This is a genomic window from Aequorivita aurantiaca, from assembly GCF_030410135.1.
Taxonomy (GTDB): domain Bacteria; phylum Bacteroidota; class Bacteroidia; order Flavobacteriales; family Flavobacteriaceae; genus Aequorivita; species Aequorivita aurantiaca.
Genome location: NZ_JAUGQQ010000003.1, coordinates 292,189 through 315,666 on the forward strand (window position 1 = coordinate 292,189; position 23,478 = coordinate 315,666).

Genomic DNA, 23,478 nt, shown 5'->3' on the forward strand with positions numbered 1-23,478 from the left:
TGCTTTTAAATCTATATTTCTTTATTTTAAAATCTACGTTAATGGGATTTATTCCAAAGGCTTTCCACTTTGGTCCAAGGAGCCTGCCTCAATTATAATCAGTTTGTCAACATCAATATATTTTTTTATTGCCGCATTAACCTGTTCTAAAGTAACGGCTTCCAAATCTGTGGGATATTTATAGATATAATCTGGTTCCAAACCTCGTTGCACAACAGCCAGAATATTGCTTGCCATTGCTTGCGTGGTGGCCAGACCAATCTTGAAACCACCAATCAAACTGGACTTTTTATCTTTCAATTCCTCCGCGGTAATCCCGTCTTTTCTCCAGGTCTTTAGCTCTTTCAATGTCGCTTCCTTGCCCGTTGCAGATAATTCCGGATTAAAGGAAGCATTGATAAACCAATAACCATCGGCGAAAGTGTAGCCATCCTGCCGGGCTGAAATTCCGTATGTCAGGCCAGCTTCATCGCGCACGGTTTTCATCAATCTGCCCGAGAAACCACCGCCCAAAATACTGTTGCCAATATAGAATGGAAGGAAATCCGAATCACTGCGGCGTATGCCTGTATATTGGCCGATGAAAAGTTCAGCGCTCGGTTTTTCGGGAATGGTTACCACTTTTGAAAGCGCATTACCTTTTTTTACATTGTAATTTTTTTGTGTTCTCTTAATGCCTCCGGTCCAATTTTTAAAACTCTTTGCCAATGAATTATATAAGGTTTTTGTATCCACATCACCCACGGCAACAAGATGCAAATCTGCCGGGCCAAAATATTTTTTATGGAATGCCGTAATGTCTTCCAACTTTGCATTTTTAATATTCTCAATAGTTTTTTCAATGGAAGTTGAATAATTTGGGTGCCCCGGCGGATACAAATTCTGTGTTAAGGCAATGCTTCCCTGGGTTCCCGGATCGGAAAGACTCTGCTGCATATTGCCGATGTATTGCTGTTTCAACAACTCAAATTCCCTTTCGTCAAAAAGCGGGTAGCGCAATTCTTCGGCCAACAATGAAATTACGAAATCAACATCCTGTGAAAGACATTTAAAACTGATGGTCACGTTATCATTATTAGAGCCCACATAAATATCAACCCCCAATTTTTCAAGCTTTTGCGAAAACTGGAATTTATCGTTTTTTGTAGTTCCCTTGCTCAACATAGAAGTCGTAAGGGTTGGAACCATCTCGTTATTTTTTCCGTCGAAATAATCGCCAATAGGGAAACTCGCTGCTACTGTCACGAAGCCTTTGGCACCTGTTTTTTTTGAAATGACATCAATGCCCGCAACTGTTTTTCTTTTGAATTCTTCGTTGGCAACACTCTTATCCGAAACTGTTATTTTTTCTTCGGAAGCAATAAAAGTTGAAGTATTCACGAACATTTCAGGATTTCTGTAGAAATATTTTCCGCCTGTTTCCACCGCGCGTTTTGCTTCACCTTCCGCAGATTCCATATTTGAACCGGAACTTTTTGGAATGAAATATCCGGTGGTGCTTTGGTCGGCAATCAAATAAGTATTCGCCACTCGCGCCACATCTGCAGCCGTTACTTTTGCCAGCTTTTTGCTCTCGTTAATATAATCCGTCCAATCGCCACCGGCAATATATTCTGTCAATTCCGAAGCAATGCTGCCCGAGCCGTCGCGGCCCAAAATGGTTTGTGCATTCAAGTTGGCAATAATCCGGTCAATGTCTGTTTGGGGAATTCCTTCTTTCTTCACTTTTTCAAGTGTTTCCAAAAGCTTCGCATTCATTTCTTCAGAATTTTTCGAAGGGTCAAAACCCAAATTCACAGAAAACAATCCGTTTTCCGCAAATTGTGATGCGGATGCAAAGGCGTAATACGTCAGACCGCTATCCACAAATTCCTTGTTCAAAACCGAAGAGGGACCGCTGCCCAAGGCCTCGGCCAAAACTACCAATGCCGGAACATCCGCGTGCAAAGTGCCCGGAATTTTATAAGCCACTGAAATCACGCTGGTTTCGCCGGCTTTGCTTACCGTAATTTTTCGGGGGCCGTATTGTGGCGGTTCTTCGGTGTAAGTTTGCGGAATGGCGTTGGTAGCCTTTGGAATTTTTCCGAAGTAGTTGTCCACCAATTCAAAAAGGTTTTCCTCCTGAAAATCGCCCACAACGGTCAACCACGCGTTGTTTGGCCAATAGTAGGTATCATAAAAATCGCGCAGGACCTGCATCGGCATATTTTCAATATCAGATTTCCACCCGATGGTGGAGTGGTGATAGCCGTGCGCCATATAGGCCGTGGCCCAAATTTCTTTGGACAAAAGGGAATTTGGATTATTCTCACCGCGTTCAAATTCATTGCGAACTACCGTCATTTCAGCTTCTTTATCCTCTTTCAGCAGAAGCAGATTTCGCATTCTGTCGGCTTCAATTTCAATTGCCAGTTCTATTTTATCACTCGGAATTGTTTCGTAATAATTCGTACGGTCATTCCACGTGGTGGCGTTCATTTGTGCGCCATAACGGGTCAATTCGGCATCAATGGAAGTGCCTTTCTTTTTGTTGAACTTTTCCGTTCCCTTAAACATCAAATGTTCCAAAAGATGCGTGGAACCCGTGTTGCCGGGCACTTCGTGCTTTGAACCAACCATATAAACCATTTGCACGGTAACTACCGGCGCGGCATTGTCCTGCACCAGCAAAATTTTCATGCCATTGGGCGTATAAAGAAATTCTTCAACCCCCTCTAATTCCTGGACTTTTTTAAATTTGGAATTTGTTGTTTGCGCAACTGCCGATAGCTGCACCGCGAATAATGATAGCAAAAGCGGCAATGTTTTACTGAAATTTATTTTTTTCATTTCGAAATTTTAGAATTAAAATATAAGTAGTGCTTTATGTTTATTTGATTAGAATTTTAAAAAAGGGCCGCCGAAATAATTTTCTTTGGCCCCGATTTTCGCAATTCCGGGAAAAAAATCAAGGAACAATCCCGAAAAAACTAACTAACCAACTAAAAACAAATCAAGAAAAATTTAAATATTGAGTGAGGAAAAAAGTTCCTTCAATCGTGGTTCCGATGGCCTTGGCGCATCGTAGCTCACAATATTTCCCTGCGGATCCAAAAGGATAAATCGCGGAATGCCTTGGATGAAATAATCTTGAATGAATTTTGAATCAATCTCATTATCGGCCAAAAGTTGGGTGCCGTGCAATTCCTTTTCAACGATCATTTTTCGCCATTTTTCCTCATCCTTTTTTCGGTCAATGGAAATGCCCACAAAATGGATGTTCTTACCTTCATACTCCTTTTCAATCTGGTTCATATAAGGCATTTCATAAACGCACGGAACGCACCACGTGGCCCAAACATCTATGTAAACATATTTTCCCTTAAAATCTGCTAGTGAACTTTTTCCTCCCTTGTAGTTCACGTAATCCGTAAATTGTGGCGAAGGCATTCCCGCTCCCAAGGCCGCGTTTATCTGTAATTGCTGCTCGTGTTGCGCTTGAATATCCTTTTCAAACTGGGCAATACTTTCTTTTTCGGAAGCTATAAAAGCGGTGTCCAATGCTACATTTTTATCGTCCAATTTTTGAATTAAATCCTTTGTATAAGCTGAAGTTTTTGTATCGAAAGCATTGTTTTCAAGACCAAGGTATTCCTTGTAATCCTCACCCATCAATTCGCTACTTTTTTTGGTTTTGTATCTGAGAAAATTATTTTCTTCGGAACCTTTTCCAGAATAAGCAATGGTTTCCGAGATTTTATTTCCATCAAAATTTATTTCGATATCCATATTATTGGCGATATAAAGATTGAATACATTGTTATAAACTGCCGTATAATATGCAGGTTCCTTCAATTTTAAGGTATCTCGGAAAGTACCGTTTTCGTCCACTTTTAATATGACAGATTCCGAAGAAACAGGGTCGTAAAGACGCAAATCGATTTTTTCAATTGGGTTTGTAATTTTTCCGTGGATAACGGCGTAATCCCGTGGCGGTTGTTCCTGTTTACAGGCCACGAAAAGGCAAATTATGGCAATTAGAAAAAGATTTTTCATTTGAATGTTTTTTTAGATTTATATTCTTCTGAAATAAATGATGAAAGTGTCAGCTCAGGTGCAGTCGAGAATTTTAAACATTTCAACATTAATTGAAGTCTCGACTGCGCACAACCTGACAGTTTTAATATCCCGGATTTTGGATTAAGGAATTATTTCCAATCAATACTTCGGAAGGAATGGGCAGTATAAATTTATCTTCCGACGTTAGGGTCGGTTTTATAGCTGAAGCATCCAAATTGCCCAAAACATCATACCGAATCAGATCAAAAAGTGGTTCGCCATTTTCAAAGAAAAGTTCCAAAAGTTTTTCTTGTCGAATATCTTCCAACAACGTGGGAATATCAATAAATTCCTTGGGTTCCACGCCTGCCCTGTCACGAATAGTGTTCAAACTTAAAAGCGCGATTCCGGTATCGCCACCCGCCCGTATCAATGCCTCGGCATGGATTAAGTACATTTCTGCCATCCTCAAATGATAGATTGTATTGTTCTGCGAGGCGGTGTTCGACGCAAAGGGATATTTTCCCTGAGCATTCACACCTTGGGTTTCCTCGGAATATGCGAAGCCGAAACGGGGGTCATAATTTGAACCGGCACCCAATAAATCGCCGTCATTCGGAGCGCCAATTTGTGCATCGGCCAAGGAGCGCAAGTTTTCGCTATATGTGGTTCGATTTATCAAATTCATATTGCTTCCGCCTTCTGCGCCCGGCCCGGAAAATGGAGCGAAAATTACTTCGGGTGAATAGAACTGGTTTTGAAAAATATCGGCATAATTGAATTCCAGTGCGTAGCCTTCGCCATTATTTATCACTTCCTCCGCGAGCGCCGCAGCCTCGGCGTATTTACCTTCGTATAATTTCACTTTTGCCAGCAATGCCTTTGCAGCAAGGCTTCCGCTATAAAAATGTTCAACGAATATGGGACCATTGGCAGCGGCAAATTCCAAATCGGCCACAATTAAGTTATAGGTTTCCTGAACGGAATTTCTCGGTTTAGATTCCAATTCCGAAGAAAAAGTGGTTCTTAAAACCACACCAAAGCTTGAATTTACATCGTAATACTGACCGAAATAGCGAAGCAAATTAAAATATGCAAACGCTCGTTGGAATTTTGTCTCGGAAATCATTTCTGCTTTGCGTTCATCAGAAATTCCCACGGCTTTTCCGGCCTCCAATTCCTCAATCAAAAAGTTGGCAGAATTGATAATTTTATATTCAGCGTTGTAAAGATTGGTCATAAATCTATTTTCAACGGGCACTTCATTTGTGTCAAAGCCTGCGCTACCACTTAGGCCATTGCCTATTAATCCTTCATTGCCGTAACCAGCCAAATAAAGTGGAAATGAGCTAACGTCAAAAGCGCGGCCTAAATCATAAACGCCATTTAATACCTGTTGTGCCGAGGCTTCATCGCGAATCGTATTTTCAACCGTCAGTTTGTTGATTGGCTCAATGTCATCAATACTGCAGCTGGAGATGGAAACCGCAACCGCAAGTATCAGTATTTTGTGAAATGTATTTCTATATTTTTTCATCTGTTTCGTTTTTTAGAATTGAAGTTGAACTCCAATTGAGAATGATTTTGACAATGGGTATGGGTCTTCAGCATTTACTTGGTCCACAATGGATCCTCTTTCGGAAAGAGTTTCAGGGTCCAATCCGGGCCATTTTGTCCACGTGGCCAGATTACTGGCGGTAAGCATCAGCCTTGCGCTGTCCAATCCAACTTTTTCCATTAAATAGGAATCGAAATTATAGGCCAACTGCAAACTTTTCAATCTTAAATAGGAAGTATCGAAAAGGTATCGGTCGGAAATCCTGCCGCTGCCCGAGGGATCCGTATAAAGTGCACGGGCGTAGCGGGCATCGGGGTTTTCCGGTGTCCAAGTATTGAGCGCATATTCGCTGTATTTATTTTCACCCAAACTGTTATAGGTTCCAAAAGCAACGCCGTCCCAAATGGTTTCTGCGCCAACTGAATATTGCAATAACGCGGAAAGACTAAAGGCTTTATAGGTAAATGTGTTTGAAATTCCTCCAAAATAGTCAGGCTCAATGCTACCGATTATTGTTCTGTCATCGGACGTTATTTCGCCATCGCCATTGATGTCCTCAAACATATAATCGCCAGCACCCGTTGAAAATTGGTCGTAAAAGCCACTTGGCGAATTTGCGTTTAATACATCTACCTCTTCCTGATTTTGGAAGATTTTAACCACTTTGTAACCTTTAATAGTTCCAACTGGTTCGCCTTCCACATAATAATCCAGAAGGAAGGGATCGATGGTTGCGCCTTTTAATTTATCCAATTTGTTTCGGTTTAAGGCCCAGTTCACAGTGGTGCTCCAAGTGAAATTTTCGGTGCGGATAATATCCCCGCCAAGGCTTACTTCAATTCCTTTATTTGAAACATCCAAAAAGTTTGAGAAATAAGTGTTCGGTCCAAGTTCCAATGGAAAAGGCGTGCGCACTAAGGCATCTTCGGTTTTTCGGGTGTAGGCATCAACACTTCCACGAAGTCTTGAATTGAAAAATGCGAAATCCAACCCTAGGTTTATTTCTTCGGTGGATTCCCAACCTATATTCTCATTTGGAAAATTATTGGATGGAACTACTGCCGAGCCTCCGTTGTAGATATCGCTCGCAGTGGTTTCAAAAAATTGTAGGTATGCAAAGTCGGCAACATTGGTAGAACCCACGCGCCCAATACTGGCGCGAAGTTTAAAATTATTTATTTTTTCATTTCCGTATAAAAAGCTTTCATTCGCAATGTTCCAACTTGCCGAAAGCGATGGGAAATAGGCGCGTTGATTTTCAGGGCCAAATTTTGAGGATTTGTCAGTTCTGAAATTTAGCGTGGCACTGAATCGGTTTTTATAATCATAGGTCAATCGGGAAAATATTGAGTTTAATCCAGTTTCCAATCGATTGCTCGTATAGCCCAAAACCGACTCTGCCGAGGAAGCATTTATCAAAACCTCATCATCCGGAAAACCTGCGTAAAATTGGCTTGAGTTATCGAAATTAGTTCTTTCGTAAGCCAAACCTGCCAATAGATTGAAATGGTGATCGGACAATTTAAAGTCATAATTGGCAGTGAGGTTTGTGGTCACATTTGAAACTAAACCATCCGCTTCACTTAAAAATGAATCATTCGGGAAAACCACGAAATCTGTTTGGGTGATTTTTGGTGTAAAGATGCTACTGGTATTGTAGAAAACCGCTGCATTAACATCGGCTTTTACCTTTAGGTTTTTAAGGGGTTCAATCTGTAAATATGTGTTCCCTATAAAATTATAGGTTTTTTCGTTATTTTTATTTTGAAGACGCATTAAAGGGTTTGGTTCCAAAGTTTCAAATCCATAGGTAAAATCCGGCTGACCTTGAAATTGTCCAAATTCATCATAAACAGGGAGGTCCGGGCGCGCCCTAGCGATGGAAGTATTTACAGTGTACTGGCCAATGCCCTCATCCTCACCTGAATTTGCCTCGGTGTGGCTTACGTTTGCAGATCCACCAATTTTGATGTATTGCGTTACATCACTATCGAGGGAAAGACTTAAGTTATATTGTTGCAATTCGTCCCTTACGGTAAGGCCTTCTTGGTCAATTGCAGAAAGACTTAAGGAATAATTCGTTTTGTTACTGCCACCATTGATGCTGAAATTTGCTTGTTTGGTAATTGCCATATCCCGAAAAACTATGTCATTCCAATCGGTATCGGCATTTCCGAAATAATCCTCCCGAAGTCCGTCGTAATTCACCATAAATGTATTGAAGTCCAATTCTACATTGCCAATGTTTGCAAGATCGAAAGCGAAAAATGGATCCAATTGGCCGGCGTTCATCGCGTTTACGCTGTTGCTAATCAATTGGTCGTAAAAACTTTTATATTGATTCGCATTCAAAACATTCACATTGTTAATAGGATGCGCGATTGTAGTGGCAGTGGAGAAGCTTATGGTAGGTTTCTGATCACGTTTTCCACGCTTTGTTTGCACAATGATTACCCCATTTGCGCCTCGCGAACCATAAATGGAAGTAGCAGCGGCATCCTTCAGAATATCGAAACTTTCAATATCATTTGGATTGATTGTCAAGAGCGGATTTGCGCCGCCAATTGCATCAATGTTGAAAGGAACCCCGTCAATAACATATAACGGTTGGTTTAAGCCATATGAAGAAAGTGGCGATGTAATTCCGCGAATGTTCAAACGCACCGGTGAACCTAAACGGCCGCTGCCCTGAGACACTTGCACCCCTTTCACCAAACCTCCCAAAGCACGATCAAAACCTATATTTCCAACTGAGGATTGAACAATTTCTTCAGTTTTTACCGAAGAAACGGCCCCAGTTACGTTTTCGCGTTTTTGCTCGCCATAGCCAATAAGGACGACCTCGTCCAATTGACTGAAATCTTCGGTCAGCACCAAGTTTACGATATTATTCCCGTTTACTACGAAGCGTTCTGTTTTATAGCCAAGGGAAGAAAAAACCAGCACATTTTCGCCCTCATCCAAAGTAATTTTGAACTGCCCGTCGAAATTAGTAACCGTCCCTTTGCTCGTACCCTCAATCAACACGGTTACGCCCGCCAAGGGCATTCCGCTTTTATCGGTAATGGTACCCGAAACAGGCTGTTGTTGGGCCGACGCGGATATTATATTTTGGACTGCGCTTTTTTCAGCTTTTTTTAGAATTATTTGGTTGCCCAAAATCTGATAGGAAATTTCGCTGTTGTTGAAAAGGTTTTGAAGCACTTCCAAAACGGGTTTATCTTCTGCCGTGAAAACAACTTTCTTTCTAACGTCCACGTCATTTCGGTTGTAAAAAAAATGGAAGTCGGTTTGGTCTTCAATTATTTGAAAAACCTGGGTCAGCGGAATTCCGTTGGCCGAAATGGATACATTTTTTCCCTGGCCGTAGCTGGTAGCAGCATGCATCTGTATAATACTGACGAGCAAAAATGTAAGGAAAAGTTTCATTTTTAAATGATTGGTGTTGAAAATGCACGTGAGCACACCTTTTGTCGGTTCATTTTTCATAATTTTACATCGATTTTTACTTTGTTGGAAATAAGGTTAAATCACTTTTAATTAAAGAGGAAGATGTTGGCGCATCTTCCTTTTTTCGTTCAATTCGGTTTTATTTTTTTGGTTCATTAACAGTTATTTTCCCATTATTGATGGAATAGTGGAAATTTTTATACGTTTGGAAAGTCTTTAAAACTTCCTCAATTGTTTCATTAGTAAACGTAGCCGTAATGCTAATGTCATTGAGCGCCGCGTAATTATTCTCAATTTTCACATTGAATTTTCGCTCTAGTTTATTCGCAATAACATTGAAGGAATCATCAACAAAAACCAATTGTCCCTGAACCCACGCGACATATTTGGAAACATTTACTTCTTCAACCTTCAATTTTTCATTTTCAAAAGATACCTTTTCATTTGGGTTTAATATTTTTCCTTCTTCGTCGACAAGTTTATTGTGTGCGGCCACTTTGCCTTCAACCAAAACGGTGTAGGTTTTTTGGTCCTCGGTATAGGAAGTAACATTAAATTGAGTTCCCAAAACCTCAACATCCATATCATCAGTATCAACAATAAAAGGGTGTTCCAAATCTTTTGCCACTTCAAAATAAGCCTCGCCATTCAAAAAAACCTTTCGGTTATCATCCTTCAAAAAATTTACCGGATATTTTAGTTTCGTACCCGCATTCAACACAACCTTCGATCCGTCCGAAAGCGATAGCCTAAAGGTTTTCCCATTGGGCACGGAAAGGATATTGTACTGCAAAGTTTGCGCAATTTCATTGTCCGAATATATAAGTGCATCACCTTTTTGTTCCGAAATGCGGTTTCCGTTGGCATCCACAATTACGGATTCACCATTTTCATTAACGGTGCGAATGGTTCCATCCTCAAGTTGCAATGTAATTTGGGGAGCGGCCGGAATAGTATTTTTTTGTGGGGAGTTAAAATAAATACTGTATCCCAAAATGGCCACCCCCACAAACACGGCGGCATATTTCAGCCAGTTGGGAATAATTTTTCTTACGGGAATATTTGGTTTTGGGGATGCTATATTTGCCATCAACTTTTGGAAAGCTCTTTCAGAATCCACCGGTGAAGAAAGTTTGTTTAGCCGATGGTTTATTTTTACGAACTCAATAAAAGTCCTTTGATTTTTTGGAGTTTGCAACCATTCCAAAAGCTGAAGTTTTTCGGCTTCGGAAATGGTTTCGTTCAAATATTTAATGATAAGTTGCTTCAAACCTCTTTTCTGTTTTATAGCGCTATGATGCTCAATTGTTGATTTACCCTTAAGCTTTTTTTAAGTATTTTTAATATTCATAACTTCGGTCCCGAGATTTCGGAGAAAAACCCAATGGACAATGACCGTTTGATAGCAGACATAAAACAGGGAAATGAACGCGCGTTCAAAACTTTGTTTGAAAAATATTATCGGCCTCTCTGCGCCTACCTCCGAAGTTTTACGCCGGATTATGATACGGCCGAAGAACTTGCGCAGATAACTTTCGTACAATTTTGGAACAAACGAGAGGACATTGAAGTACACACTTCCGTGAAAAGTTATATTTTTAAAATGGGTTACAATTCATTTTTAAAAACAATTCGGCAGAAAAGCAAACAATCTACCTTGCTCGAAGAATTAAAATTTAAAGCTCTTGAGGAAGAGGAAAACCGCCCGGAGAACGATTTGCAGGCTGCCACAGAACATCTCAAAAAGAGTATCCAAACCCTCCCGCCGCGATGCCAGGAAATCCTGAAACTAAAACTTGAAGGTCTTAAATATCAGGAAATCGCGGATCAATTGAACATCTCCATAAAAACCGTGGAAGCCCAAATGCGTATCGCCTTCACCAAAATAAGGGATGACTTTAAGGATGGTTTGATTTTGTGGATACTTTTGAATAAATTTTCACGATGATTCTTCATTTATTTCCCGATTGCAAAACCTTGGGCAACTGATATTGGTCATTTTATGTATTTAAAGTTGAATTTACTTTTGCATCCTCAAGAGGTTAATTATGCAAAACAGTTTAGTTTCAAAATACAACGTTCCCGGGCCACGCTACACCAGTTATCCCACAGTTCCCTATTGGAACAATGATTCGTTTTCCTTAACTGAATGGAAGAAAAACCTTATCAAAAGTTTTTCTGAAAGCAATTCCACAGAAGGAATTAGTTTATATATCCATCTTCCTTTTTGCGAAAGCCTCTGCACTTTTTGCGGTTGCAACAAGCGCATTACCAAAAACCACGGGGTGGAAACTCCCTATCTTGAATCTGTTATAAAGGAATGGAAACTTTACTCTGAAATATTGCCTCAACGCCCAATTATAAAAGAATTACATCTCGGCGGAGGAACGCCCACCTTTTTTTCCGCGGAAAATTTACGGTTGCTGCTAAAGCAAATTTTTGACAATGCCACTATGGCCGACAATCCTTCTTTCAGTTTTGAAGGGCACCCAAACAACACCAAAGACGAGCATCTGCAGACGCTTTTCGATTGTGGTTTTACCCGTGTGAGTTATGGCGTGCAGGATTATAATCCCACGGTGCAAATAGCTATTCATCGGCTTCAGCCTTTTGTAAATGTGAAGCGCGTAACCGAAACGGCTCGCAAAATTGGGTACACCTCCGTGGGCCACGATTTAATTTTTGGATTGCCTTTTCAGAAAATGGAGCACGTTATCTATACCATTGAAAAAACCAAGGAATTGATGCCGGACCGAATTGCATTTTACAGTTACGCCCACGTGCCATGGATTAAAGGCAATGGTCAACGAGGTTTCAAAGAAGAAGATTTACCCACGGCAACCGAGAAGCGCGAAATGTATGAAATTGGAAAAAGAATGCTGGAGGAAGCGGGCTATATTGAAATTGGGATGGATCACTTTGCTCTTAAGAGCGATAGTCTTTACAAAGCAGTTGAAGCAAAAAAACTGCACCGCAATTTTATGGGTTATACGGAAAGCAAAACAAAATTGATGATAGGTCTTGGCGTTTCTGCCATTGGCGATAGTTGGTACAGCTTTGGTCAAAATGTGAAAAATGTGGAAGAATATCAAGATTTGGTGGAAAAAGGAATGCTGCCAGTGTATCGCGGCCATATTTTGAATATTGAAGATTTAAAAATTCGTGCACATATTCTGAATTTGATGTGCCGATTGGAAACTTCTTGGGAAGATCAATCACTTCAATTTAACGAATTGCCCGAAGCACTTCTCAAACTTCAAGAAATGCAGGATGACGGGCTAATAGAAATTAGTAACACCCATCTCAAAATTACGGAAAAAGGACGGCCATTTGTTCGGAATGTGTGTATGGCGTTTGATGTGTTGTTGCAGCGAAATCAGCCCGAAACACAACTCTTTTCTATGACGGTTTAACCAATTCGAAAACGGGGGCTATAATTCTTAAAGAATTCCTAAAATGATGATTTTCGTCATATTTTAATTTATTGGTTCGTTGGACATTTGCAATAGATATTCGGAATAATAGAAATAATGAATTCTGTAAAAACCATTCTATTCTTAATTATATTTTTAACCGTGGCCCGCGCAAATTCACAGTTTTCCGTTGATGCTCAATTGCGACCACGGTTTGAGTATAGACATGGTTATAAAACCCTATTTCCGGACAATACCGCAGCCTTTATTTCTCAACGAACCAGATTGAACCTCACATATAAAACCGAAAATCTTCATTTTTATTTAAGCCCACAAGATGTAAGGGTTTGGGGCGATGTGCCACAACTTAATGTAGCCGATGAAAACGGATTTTCATTGCACCAGGCCTGGGCAGATATAAAATTGGCTTCAGAACTTTTCTTAAAAATAGGTCGCCAAGAAATTATATATGACGACCAGAGATTCTTTGGAAACGTAGATTGGGCACAGCAAGGCAGAAGCCACGATGCAGCTATTTTAAAGTTTGAACCATCTTTATTTAAGGTTCATTTCGGCGCCGCTTACAATCAGGATGGGGAAGCTCTAACGGGGAATGTTTTAACAACAAACACCTATAAATCCTTTCAATATGTATGGCTTCATAAAAACTGGGAGAAACTGGCGGCAAGTTTTCTATTTCTGAATAATGGTCTGCAATATATTGATGAAACTGACGCTGCCAAAAATGATACGCGCTTTAGCCAAACGGCCGGGGTCCATTTTTCAGCAAGCATAAAAGGCGTCAATTTTATATCAAATTTCTATTATCAATTTGGAAATGACTTGGCCGATAATGATTTAAGTGCTTATCTGCTTTCCGTGGAAGCAATATATGCCGCAACTGAAAAGCTAAATCTCAGTTTGGGCGGGGAAATGCAAAGCGGAAATGATTATGGCGCTCCAGCAAATGGGAAAAACGAAGCTTTCAACCCCCTATATGGAACAAACCATAAGTTCAATGGTTATATGGATTACTTCTACGTGGGCAATCACATTGATAATGTAGGTTTGGTCGATTTTTATGGAACCGCAAATTATTCTTTTAACACGAAGTCAAAAATTTATTTGGGGCTGCATCAATTTTTTTCCGCGGCAGAAGTTGCCAGCAATGCTTCCCAAAATTTGGGTTTCGAAATCGATTTTGTAACTTCGTATAAATTGAGGGAATATGTGGGTTTTCAAGCCGGATATTCTCATTTTTTCGCCACAAAGGGTACAGAAATAATAAAAAACAACTTTGACGGCAATACCAATAATTGGGCGTGGGTAATGGCAACCATAGATCCTGTCCTTTTTATTTGGCAAAAACCTGAAACCGAAAATAATTATAATAGATAGATTAAACTTTAAAAAATCACCCAATGAAAGTAAATATTAAAAACAAGGTAGTTACCAAAATGTTGCTGGGTTTAGGCGCGGTGGCATTTCTTTCGGGCTGTATAAATGACCAGTCCGATAAAAAATACAATGACACGGTTGAAATTCCCGTGAACCAGGAAATGATGGCAGAGCTAACAGCGCCGCCGTTTGTGCCAACGCCGGTGGGAAAACGTATGGCGAAAAAACTTATTGTTGATCTTGAAATCCAAGAACGTGAAGGCGAAATGACCAATGGCGTAAAATACATTTATTGGACCTTTGGAGGAACAGTTCCCGGAAGCTTTATCCGCACCCGCGTGGGCGACGAAGTGGAATTTCACCTAAAAAACCACCCGGACAATAAACTTCCGCACAACATTGACCTTCACTCGGTAAATGGTCCCGGAGGTGGTGCGGAGGCTTCATTTGTCGCCCCCGGTCACGAAAAAGTATTCTCCTTTAAGGTTCTTAACCCTGGGTTGTATGTGTACCATTGCGCCACGGCGCCTGTGGGAATGCACATTGCGAACGGAATGTATGGACTTATTTTAGTGGAACCAGAAGGCGGTCTGCCTCCCGTTGATAAAGAATACTACATAATGCAAGGTGATTTTTATACCGAAGGCGAATATGGCGCAAGAGGTTTACAGCCATTTGATATGCAGAAAGCCATCAACGAAAAGGCAGATTATGTGGTTTTTAACGGACACGTTGGGGCTTTAACCGGGGACAATGCTATGACAGCCAATGTGGGTGAAAAAATACGTTTGTTCGTAGGTAACGGCGGGCCAAATCTTGTGTCGTCATTCCACGTTATCGGTGAAATTTTTGATAAAGTTCACGTTGAAGGCGGTGATTTAATAAACACAAATGTTCAAACCACACTCATCCCTGCCGGCGGGGCGGCAATTGTAGAGTTTCGAGTAGATGTTCCGGGATCCTATATTCTGGTTGACCACTCGGTTTTCCGAGCTTTCAACAAAGGAGCTTTGGCAATGTTTAAGGTTAATGGTGAAGAGGATAAGCGCATATTTTCCGGTGAAATCCGAGATGATATCTATCTGCCCGAAGGTAGCGTAATCCAATCCATGCCAACAAGTGGCACTTCAAAACCGAAAGAAGAAATGAAGGCTGTAAGTTTTGAGGAGCGCATGAAATTTGGAAAGGATAAATATATGGCTACCTGCGCCGCTTGTCACCAACCCGATGGAAAAGGGATTGAAAGTGCCTTTCCTCCACTGGCCAATTCAGATTATTTAAATGCAGATGTAAATCGAGCCATTGATATTATACTTCACGGAAAAACGGGCGAGATTACCGTTAACGGCAAAAAATATAACAGTGTAATGACCGCTCAAGCCCTTTCCGATGAGGAAGTTACCAACGTACTTACATACGTTTACAACAGTTGGGGCAATTCGAAAAAAGAAGTTACCCCTGAAATGGTTCAAGCCGTAAGAAACAAATAGAAAAAATTGTATAAAGTGAAATATTATAGCACCGCCCTTTTCGTAATCCTTTCATTTTTTTGTGAACTAACAGCACAGAATGATAAAATGGTTTTGGTTAAGGGCGGTATTTATCAGCCATTATACGGTGCCGCAGACCAAAGCGTTGAAGTTGACCCGTTTTTAATGGATGTTTATCCCGTGACAAATGCGGATTATTTAAATTTTGTTGCGCAATATCCGCAGTGGAAAAAGAGCAATGTGAAAACTTTATTTGCCGATAAAAGTTATTTGGCCAATTGGACGGATGATGGTTCCTACCCAGGCCTTGCCAACGCACCGGTAACCAACATTTCTTGGTTTGCCGCAAAAAAATATTGCGAATGTCAAGGAAAACGTTTGCCAACAATGGACGAATGGGAATTTGCCGCTATGGCGAATGAAAAATTACAGGATGCCAGAACACTGGAAACCTATAACCAGTACATCCTGAATTGGTATGAAACACCCAAAACTTTCCGGAATCCAATAGGTGAAACTTTTAAGAATTATTGGGGAATCTATGATCTTCACGGGTTGGTTTGGGAATGGACGTTGGATTTCAATTCTGTGTTGATTTCCGGGGAATCGCGAAAGGATTCAGATAAGGATTCCAATCTTTTCTGCGGAAGCGCCTCCATCGGTGCTTCAGATTTGATGAATTATGCCGCCTTTATGCGCTATGCATTTCGCGGAAGTATGAAAGCACGCTATTCCTCACAAAACCTAGGTTTCCGCTGTGCAAAGAATGTTGACAATTGATAAAATTTCAAACAAAAATGAAAAATATAACATATTTAATGGTATTTATTTTTTTGACGGTAATGAGTTCCTGTAAAAATTCTTCGGAAAATAATACCGGCAATACCGAAACAGCACAGGAAAAGAAGAGGAGCGAGAGTCTTCCGGAAATGTCCATTTACCACCTTCCCTCCCACTGGACAAACCAAAACGGGGAAACGGTTGAACTGAAGGACTTGCAGGGAAAAGTGGTGGTGATGGTTATGATTTACACAACATGTAAAGCCGCCTGCCCACGTTTGGTAGCAGATATGCGCAATATTGAAAAGCAAATTCCTGAGGATAAAAAAGAAAATGTTCTATATGTTTTTGTGAGCATTGACCCGGAAACAGATACGCCCGAAAAACTAAAAGTCTTCGCCAAGGAAAACCAAATGGATAATGAAAAGTGGCTTTTTCTTCGCGGGACTGAAAATGATACCCGTGAATTTGCGGCCGTGCTCGCAGTTAATTATAAAGAAATTTCGCCTATGGACTTTTCCCACTCAAACATCATCAGCGTTTTTGATCAACAAGGCGAAATGGTGCATCAACAGGAAGGTTTGGGAGTGGATAATGTTGAAACGGTGGAGGCGATTATTAAAATGGCAGACAAAGGTTAAATGGAAATTGAGAATCGAGAATGGAGAATGGAGAATGGTGAATGGAGAATTAAAAAAGAACGTTGCCCTATGGCAACGTTCTTTTTTAAGGCGTATTTATAGCGTTGAATTTTGATTTTCTGGATCATCATTTGGTTTTTTTCGGTTGTGCACCATGTTCTTTCTTTTTTTGCTTCTTACTACATAATAAACAAGTCCGCCAATAATGGCAAAACATACAACAACCGAAATTATCGTAGCCACTACGGCCCCGTCAAAATCATAAAGTGGAATGGAATTTAATAGTTTCATAACAGCATTTCTTTAAAGGTTTTCATTTTCTGAAGAATTCATTTCGTCCTCCTTCTTCTTTTTTCCACCAAAGATGAAACTGAGCACAAGCGCCGTAAGCACTATACATACAACCGCAAAAATTGCAATAAGTATGGTTCCCGCGCCCCAATTGGCCAATGGTAAAATTATAATTGTCATAGTCTTACAAATTTAATAGTTTTTAATTGAAATATTTTCTGACACTGGCGGATCGCAATTATAGTTAGCGTCCATTGCTTCAGTCATTGGTTTTGGGGAGATAAAGGGAATGCCTAACCCTAGACCGCGTACTATAAAAAGACACCCAATAACTACCACAAAAACAGGAATTGCCCTTCGAATGCGCTGTCGCACTTGCACATTCAAGAAATTTCCCAGATAGATGGCAGAGGTCATCAATGGCACCGTCCCGAGGCCGAATATTGCCATATATAAGCTTCCCTGTATTGCATTTCCGGATGCGATGGCACCAAAAATGGCCATATAAACCAAGCCACAAGGAAGAAAGCCATTCAGAAAACCGATGGTTAAAAATGTATCTGGCGTTTTCTTTTTGAGTTCCTTACCCAAAGCCGATTTTACTTTTGAAATAATTTTAAAAACCGGTTTCGAAAAATTGTATTTATTGAAGGTTTGCTGTGGAAGAAATATAACGAGCAACATCAAAATTCCAATTACAATGGACAGTTGCTGCTGAAAACCGAATAGATTTAAACTTTTGCCAACCAGCCCAAAAATAAATCCCAGAATTCCATAAGCCAAAATTCTTCCGAAGTGATACAAAAATATTTGACCAAGTTTTTTAAAATTGTTGTTTCTATCCACCGGCAGCAAAAACGCGATTGGGCCGCACATTCCCACACAATGGAAACTTCCCAATAATCCGAATATGAGCGCTGTGTAAAGCATTTATTATTTCGTAATTAAATCAACAATTTAAACCTGTCATTAAAATTTTGGTTGTGAGAACCCTTCGCAAGCAATGACAATCAACTTTTTATCAATATACTATTTCCTCTTTATACAAATAATCCTCGCCGTCGTAATTCCATTGCACAATTGTGTTCCAACGGCCCGGAATCAATCGTGCATCGGGAATCAATAAATTTTGTGCCGACAGTTGAATGGGTTCCTGAAAGTCAAGTTTTTTATTGCTAGGCCTGTAAAACAACACGTTGCCCTTTATCTTGGAATAATCCAAATTACCGGGGAAAGTCAAAACCCAGCCATCATTCGTTTTTGCTCCGCTAATATTTTCAAGAAGCGAATTGGAATTTGCCGCAGCATCTATTTCCTTTTGATATACCAATTCCCGCTTGTAATATTCTTCAGTCACCAAATCATAATCATACTTTTTATCGGTGCTTATTTTTATAACAAAAAACATTATAAAACCCACAAAAAGTATCATTCCAATCACCAAACCTGTGCCCCAGTTTATTTTCATTTTTATTATATTTTAGTTGTTCGCTCTATAATTTCAATCGAATTTTTTTGGCTCCTTTTACTTATAGCTTCGAGGCCCCAAAAATGTTACGCTGGTGGTTTCAATTAAATCATCCCCACTGTACACCTCAATCACCGCCCGATTTTTATCGCCGCTTAAAGCCGAATTGTTTATTTCTATAAAAAGTGTTCCCTCTGCCAAATCCTGCGCTGGCACGATAATTTCGCCCTGTTTTACCGTATGAATTGTACCTTTGGGCGCTTTCAATTTAAAATGAATATTTTCAATGTTGCGCGTGGTTTTATTCAACAATTTATAAGTAAAAACATTGCTGATTATATTGTTCTCCTTGTGTTCATAAAGCTGGCCTGGCAAACGGAGAATATTTGCTTCCACATCGCTTCTTAAAAATAAAAGCCCGGTAAGCACCCCAATCAAAATGACCAAAACAGCGGTATATCCCTTCAGTCTGGGTGTAAATTTAAAGGGAATCTTTTTTTCAATATTTTCCTCACTTGCGTAGCGAATCAAACCTTTTGGAAGATTCACTGCTTCCATTATGCTATCGCAGGCGTCAATGCAGGCGGTGCAGTTTACGCACTCCAATTGGGTTCCGTTGCGAATGTCAATACCCGTTGGACAAACATGCACGCACTGAAAACAGTCAATGCAATCTCCTTTACCGGAAGCTTCGCGGTCTTCATTTTTTTTGAATTTGGCGCGGCCTACTTCCTTTTCTCCTCGTTTATGGTCATAGGCCACCACTATGGATTTATTGTCCAGCAATACACTTTGCAATCTTCCATAGGGACAAGCAATTATGCAAACCTGCTCGCGAAACCAAGCAAAAATAAAATAGAAAACCCCTGTAAAAATAAATAGGGAAATGAGCGTGCTAATATGGTCCAACGGACCTTCAAACACATATTGAATAAGCCTGTCGCTACCAATAAAATAGGCCAAAAAGACATTCGCGATCAAAAATGAGATTATAAAAAATATGCTCCATTTTAGCGCTCGCTTTTTTACTTTTTCGGCATTCCATTCCTGTTTGTCCAAGCGCATTTGGGCACCACGGTCACCATCAATCCAATATTCAATTCTTCGGAAAACCATTTCCATAAAAATAGTCTGCGGACAAATCCATCCACAGAAAATTCGACCAAAAGCAGCCGTAAAGAAAATGATGAACAGCACTCCAATAATCATCATTATCACAAACAAATAAAAATCCTGCGGCCAAAACGGAAAGCCAAAAATGTTGAAACGCCGCTCCAGCACATTGAACAATAAAAATTGGTTGCCATTAATTTTTACAAATGGCGCAGCAAACAGGAAGGCGAGCAGAATATAGCTTACATATTTTCTATATTGATACAGTTTGCCTGAAGGCTTTTTAGGATATACCCAAGCTCTTTTTCCTTCTTCGGTCATCGTTCCGAGGGAGTCGCGGAATCTTTCGTTTTCTGGAGTATCCAAATTTGACATTATTTTTGTGACGTTTTATTTTTCATTTTCTAAGAATAGAATTTCGAAAAATCCGCAATCGTTTGTTTAAAAAAAATTAATTTCCACTAACGATACTTTCTATTTTAGCATCGTTGGACATTTCGATTTTAATACTTGTGGAATCTATAATCTTCACATCCACATTATCAACCGGCGCATTTTCATCCATCCAGATGTCCCCTTCCGGTTCTTTTGGATCTACCGGATTTGTGCCGTGTAGGGTCAGAACATAACTTGCCACCTGCGCCATTTCGTTCGGTTTCAAATCTGTTTTCCACGCCACCATGCCTTTTCCCGCACGGCCACCTTCGCTAATGGTGTTGAAAATATTTTTGATTCCGCCGCCCAAAATCCAATAATCATCCGTCAAGTTTGGACCAATTCCCCCGCCGCCACTGGCTTTATGACATGCAACACAGTTTGCGACAAACACCGCTTCACCCGCAGCAAGATCCGATGGTTCGGTTAAAAGCTCCACGGTATTTACATCAATCAAATCCTTATTGTTCTTTTTGAATTCCTCAATATCTTGCTTTGCCTGCGCTAATTCCATTTCATATTCATCCAACTGTGAGGGGCCATCGAACACTTCATAATATACAAAATAAACCACGGCGAAAACGATGGAAATATAGAAAAGCCACGTCCACCACGGTGGAAGATTGTTGTCCAGCTCCCGAATGCCGTCATAGTTATGGTCCAAAACAATTTCCTGCTCGTTTGCAATGGGTTTGGCCCCGAGCATTGCCTTATATTTTCTTTTGAACCAGGCAAAACGGTTTTGATCTCGCAGAGTTTCTGTAGCAATGTAGTTTGCCTTTGCCTCCGCGCTAAGTCCGGCAAACAGTATGCGGTGAAGCGCGGCGGCAATAATTTCTAGTGCAATGGCGAAGAAAAGCACCATCGCCAAAATTGCCCAAATTATGGGATATTGCACTATCGCCCAACTTTCTCCGGACTCTACTATTATTTCCAGTAAAATAAAGGCAAGAATCATAAACCCGGTGACCCGTAAATAGGAGGCTGTGGTTTTCATAACTGTTCGTCGTTTTGGTTGTTAGTATCGTTTTCCAGTGGAATATTGCTCACCTCGGCAATGTGATCTTTTTTGGCGGTGATTACCCAATAAAATAGCACCACAAAAAAGATGAAGAATATCAAAAGTGAGATTAATGGATAAATTTGAACGTTATCTATATTCTCGAGGTTTCCTTTTACAAATTTCAACATAACTATTCGTTTTTGGCCGAAGCATCTTCAGTGTTTTCAACTTTTATATCTGTTCCCAAACGTTGCAAATAGGCGATAACTGCCACAATTTCGCGGTTTTTCATTTCTATGAATTCTTCGCCGTTTTCCGCTGCATATTTTTTATCTGCTTCATAAGTTTTTGCGAAGTCGGGATCGCTGTACAAGTTCTGCTCAATTTTAGTACCTTGTTCATCCATCCATTTTTGAGCATTGGCAATTTCTTGCTCGGTATAAGGCACACTCAGCTTCACCATAGCTTTCATTTTAGATTCAGTGTCGGATTTATCCAATTCTGAAGTAATCAACCAAGGATAGCGGGGCATAATGGAACCGGAGGAAGTACTTTCTGGATCGTACATATGGTTTAGGTGCCAGTTATCAGAATATTTACCGCCCACACGGTGAAGGTCAGGGCCGGTGCGCTTACTGCCCCAGAGGAAGGGATAATCATAAACGAATTCGCCCGATTTTGAATATTCCCCATAGCGCTCCACTTCACTTCTGAAGGGGCGAATCATTTGGGAATGGCAACCAACGCAGCCTTCGCGGATGTAGATGTCTCTACCTTCCAATTCCAGCGGGGTGTAAGGTTTAACACTCGAAATTTTTGGCACATATTCATCAACCATTAACGAAGGGATAATTTGTACCATTCCCCCAATTAAAATGGCGATGGTTGCATATATTGTCAATTTCACAGGTCGTCTTTCCAACCAAGTGTGCCAGCCCTCGCCTGCCGTCTGCTTTTTTGTAACGGGCGTTAACGGGGCCGCTTCGGCAAGTTCATCGGTAACCTTGCTTCCACTTCGGGCGGTCATTATTACGTTATAAAGCAGAATAAAGGAACCCGCAATATAGAGGCTTCCACCAATAGCCCGCATGGCATACATTGGGATAATTTGGGTAACAGTTTCCAAAAAGTTACCGTAAGTGAGTGTTCCGTCCGGATTGAACTGATTCCACATGGAAGCTTGCATAAAGCCGGCCACATACATTGGCAAAGCATACATTATAATACCCACGGTGCCAATCCAGAAATGGGCATTTGCCAATTTTATGGAATATAATTTTGTTTTGAACAGGCGCGGAACCAACCAATAAACCATCCCAAAAGTTAGGAAACCGTTCCAAGCAAGTGCGCCAACGTGCACGTGGGCAATAATCCAATCACTAAAGTGTGCAATTGCGTTTACGTTTTTAAGCGAAAGCATTGGGCCTTCAAAGGTTGCCATTCCATAGCCGGTGATTGCGACCACCATAAATTTTAAAACTGGATCCACCCGTACCTTGTCCCAAGCGCCACGCAAGGTTAAAAGACCGTTGATCATTCCACCCCAAGACGGCGCCAGGAGCATTACCGAAAATGCAACACCCAAATTTTGTGCCCATTCCGGAAGGGCAGTATATAACAGGTGGTGCGGTCCGGCCCAGATATAAATAAAAATCAACGACCAAAAGTGGATAATGGAAAGACGGTAGGAATACACGGGCCTGTTGGCCGCTTTCGGTACAAAATAATACATCAAACCGAGAAACGGAGTGGTTAGGAAAAATGCCACCGCATTGTGCCCATACCACCATTGCACGAGGGCATCCTGCACCCCGGAATACATGGAATAACTTTTTAGGGCAGTTACAGGAATGGCCATACTGTTCACAATGTGCAATACTGCCACGGTTACCCAAGTGCCCAAATAAAACCACAGGGCCACATAAAGGTGACGCTGGCGCCTTTTTATCATTGTCATTATCAGGTTTATTCCGAAGGCTACCCAAATTATGGCAATAGCAATATCAAAAGGCCATTCAAGTTCTGCATATTCTTTGGAACTTGTATATCCCAAAGGAAGCGTTATTGCCGCGCCAACAATAATTGCCTGCCACCCCCAGAAATTTAAATTGCTGAGAAAGTCGCTCCACATGCGCGCTTTTAGCAGTCGCTGGGATGAATAATAAACTCCAGCAAAAATTGCGTTCCCCACAAAAGCGAAAATAACCGCATTGGTGTGCAAGGGTCGCAAACGACCGAAACTTAACCACGAAATGCCTTCGGTTAAATTAGGGAACAAAAACAAAAATGCCAGCAGTAAGCCTACACTCATACCGATGAGGCCCCAGAAAATGGTCGCATTTATAAACTTTTTGACGATCTTGTTGTCGTAATAAAATTGTTCTGTTTGCATAGGGTAAA

General features: G+C 40.7%; 19 protein-coding genes. 6 read left to right on the forward strand and 13 right to left on the reverse strand.

Annotation, left to right across the window (positions count from 1 at the left end; all coding sequences use genetic code 11):
- Positions 1 to 48: 48 nt before the first annotated feature.
- From QRD02_RS07165 to QRD02_RS07185, 5 genes are all read right to left on the reverse strand, one after another.
- A complete protein-coding gene (locus QRD02_RS07165) occupies positions 49 to 2,829 on the reverse strand; it encodes a M16 family metallopeptidase (RefSeq protein WP_290254250.1) in 2,781 nt (926 codons plus the stop codon).
- A gap of 174 nt (positions 2,830 to 3,003) precedes the next feature.
- On the reverse strand, positions 3,004 to 4,035 hold the full coding sequence (locus tag QRD02_RS07170) for a TlpA family protein disulfide reductase (protein ID WP_290254251.1): 1,032 nt from the start codon (positions 4,033 to 4,035) through the stop codon (positions 3,004 to 3,006).
- A gap of 124 nt (positions 4,036 to 4,159) precedes the next feature.
- The gene (locus tag QRD02_RS07175; protein ID WP_290254252.1) at positions 4,160 to 5,575 is read right to left on the reverse strand and encodes a RagB/SusD family nutrient uptake outer membrane protein; all 1,416 of its coding nucleotides are present in this window, start codon (positions 5,573 to 5,575) and stop codon (positions 4,160 to 4,162) included.
- Between the two features lie 12 nt (positions 5,576 to 5,587).
- Positions 5,588 to 9,085 (reverse strand): TonB-dependent receptor, encoded by a 3,498-nt coding sequence (locus QRD02_RS07180; protein WP_290254253.1) that lies wholly within the window; start codon positions 9,083 to 9,085, stop codon positions 5,588 to 5,590.
- A 100-nt stretch (positions 9,086 to 9,185) separates the two neighbouring features.
- Positions 9,186 to 10,316, reverse strand: coding sequence for a FecR family protein (locus QRD02_RS07185; RefSeq protein ID WP_290254254.1), 1,131 nt, complete (start codon positions 10,314 to 10,316; stop codon positions 9,186 to 9,188).
- A gap of 114 nt (positions 10,317 to 10,430) precedes the next feature.
- Between QRD02_RS07185 and QRD02_RS07190 the strand changes: the two genes are divergently transcribed.
- From QRD02_RS07190 to QRD02_RS07215, 6 genes are all read left to right on the forward strand, one after another.
- Entirely contained in the window at positions 10,431 to 10,994 is a 564-nt protein-coding gene (locus QRD02_RS07190; RefSeq protein WP_290254255.1) for an RNA polymerase sigma factor, read from the forward strand.
- 100 nt (positions 10,995 to 11,094) lie between these two features.
- Positions 11,095 to 12,459, forward strand: coding sequence for an oxygen-independent coproporphyrinogen III oxidase (gene hemN / locus QRD02_RS07195; protein ID WP_290254256.1), 1,365 nt, complete (start codon positions 11,095 to 11,097; stop codon positions 12,457 to 12,459).
- A 117-nt stretch (positions 12,460 to 12,576) separates the two neighbouring features.
- Positions 12,577 to 13,857, forward strand: coding sequence for an alginate export family protein (locus QRD02_RS07200; protein ID WP_290254257.1), 1,281 nt, complete (start codon positions 12,577 to 12,579; stop codon positions 13,855 to 13,857).
- A gap of 23 nt (positions 13,858 to 13,880) precedes the next feature.
- Positions 13,881 to 15,347 carry a copper-containing nitrite reductase gene (nirK, locus tag QRD02_RS07205; RefSeq protein WP_290254258.1) on the forward strand — a complete coding sequence of 489 codons (1,467 nt, stop codon included), beginning with the start codon at positions 13,881 to 13,883 and terminating at the stop codon, positions 15,345 to 15,347.
- 87 nt (positions 15,348 to 15,434) lie between these two features.
- Positions 15,435 to 16,127 (forward strand): formylglycine-generating enzyme family protein, encoded by a 693-nt coding sequence (locus QRD02_RS07210; protein WP_290254336.1) that lies wholly within the window; start codon positions 15,435 to 15,437, stop codon positions 16,125 to 16,127.
- Positions 16,128 to 16,144: 17 nt separating this feature from the next.
- Positions 16,145 to 16,768: an SCO family protein gene (locus QRD02_RS07215; RefSeq protein WP_290254259.1), complete on the forward strand. Its 624-nt coding sequence runs from the start codon at positions 16,145 to 16,147 to the stop codon at positions 16,766 to 16,768.
- Between the two features lie 96 nt (positions 16,769 to 16,864).
- Here QRD02_RS07215 and QRD02_RS07220 read toward each other — a convergent pair whose 3' ends face one another.
- The 8 genes from QRD02_RS07220 to ccoN all read right to left on the reverse strand — a co-directional run bounded on the left by QRD02_RS07220 (position 16,865) and on the right by ccoN (position 23,470).
- Entirely contained in the window at positions 16,865 to 17,059 is a 195-nt protein-coding gene (locus QRD02_RS07220; protein WP_290254260.1) for a hypothetical protein, read from the reverse strand.
- A gap of 12 nt (positions 17,060 to 17,071) precedes the next feature.
- Entirely contained in the window at positions 17,072 to 17,239 is a 168-nt protein-coding gene (locus tag QRD02_RS07225; RefSeq protein WP_290254261.1) for a hypothetical protein, read from the reverse strand.
- A gap of 12 nt (positions 17,240 to 17,251) precedes the next feature.
- Positions 17,252 to 17,989, reverse strand: coding sequence for a sulfite exporter TauE/SafE family protein (locus QRD02_RS07230; protein ID WP_290254262.1), 738 nt, complete (start codon positions 17,987 to 17,989; stop codon positions 17,252 to 17,254).
- A 91-nt stretch (positions 17,990 to 18,080) separates the two neighbouring features.
- A complete protein-coding gene (locus tag QRD02_RS07235; RefSeq protein WP_290254263.1) occupies positions 18,081 to 18,527 on the reverse strand; it encodes a FixH family protein in 447 nt (148 codons plus the stop codon).
- Between the two features lie 57 nt (positions 18,528 to 18,584).
- Positions 18,585 to 20,006: a cytochrome c oxidase accessory protein CcoG gene (gene ccoG / locus QRD02_RS07240; protein WP_435373025.1), complete on the reverse strand. Its 1,422-nt coding sequence runs from the start codon at positions 20,004 to 20,006 to the stop codon at positions 18,585 to 18,587.
- A gap of 85 nt (positions 20,007 to 20,091) precedes the next feature.
- On the reverse strand, positions 20,092 to 21,072 hold the full coding sequence (locus QRD02_RS07245; RefSeq protein ID WP_290254265.1) for a cbb3-type cytochrome c oxidase N-terminal domain-containing protein: 981 nt from the start codon (positions 21,070 to 21,072) through the stop codon (positions 20,092 to 20,094).
- Complete coding sequence (locus QRD02_RS07250; RefSeq protein ID WP_290254266.1) at positions 21,069 to 21,266, reverse strand: CcoQ/FixQ family Cbb3-type cytochrome c oxidase assembly chaperone; 198 nt, start codon at positions 21,264 to 21,266, stop codon at positions 21,069 to 21,071. The genes QRD02_RS07245 and QRD02_RS07250 overlap by 4 nt, the downstream gene beginning before the upstream one ends.
- A gap of 2 nt (positions 21,267 to 21,268) precedes the next feature.
- Complete coding sequence (ccoN, locus tag QRD02_RS07255; RefSeq protein ID WP_290254267.1) at positions 21,269 to 23,470, reverse strand: cytochrome-c oxidase, cbb3-type subunit I; 2,202 nt, start codon at positions 23,468 to 23,470, stop codon at positions 21,269 to 21,271.
- Positions 23,471 to 23,478 lie beyond the last annotated feature (8 nt).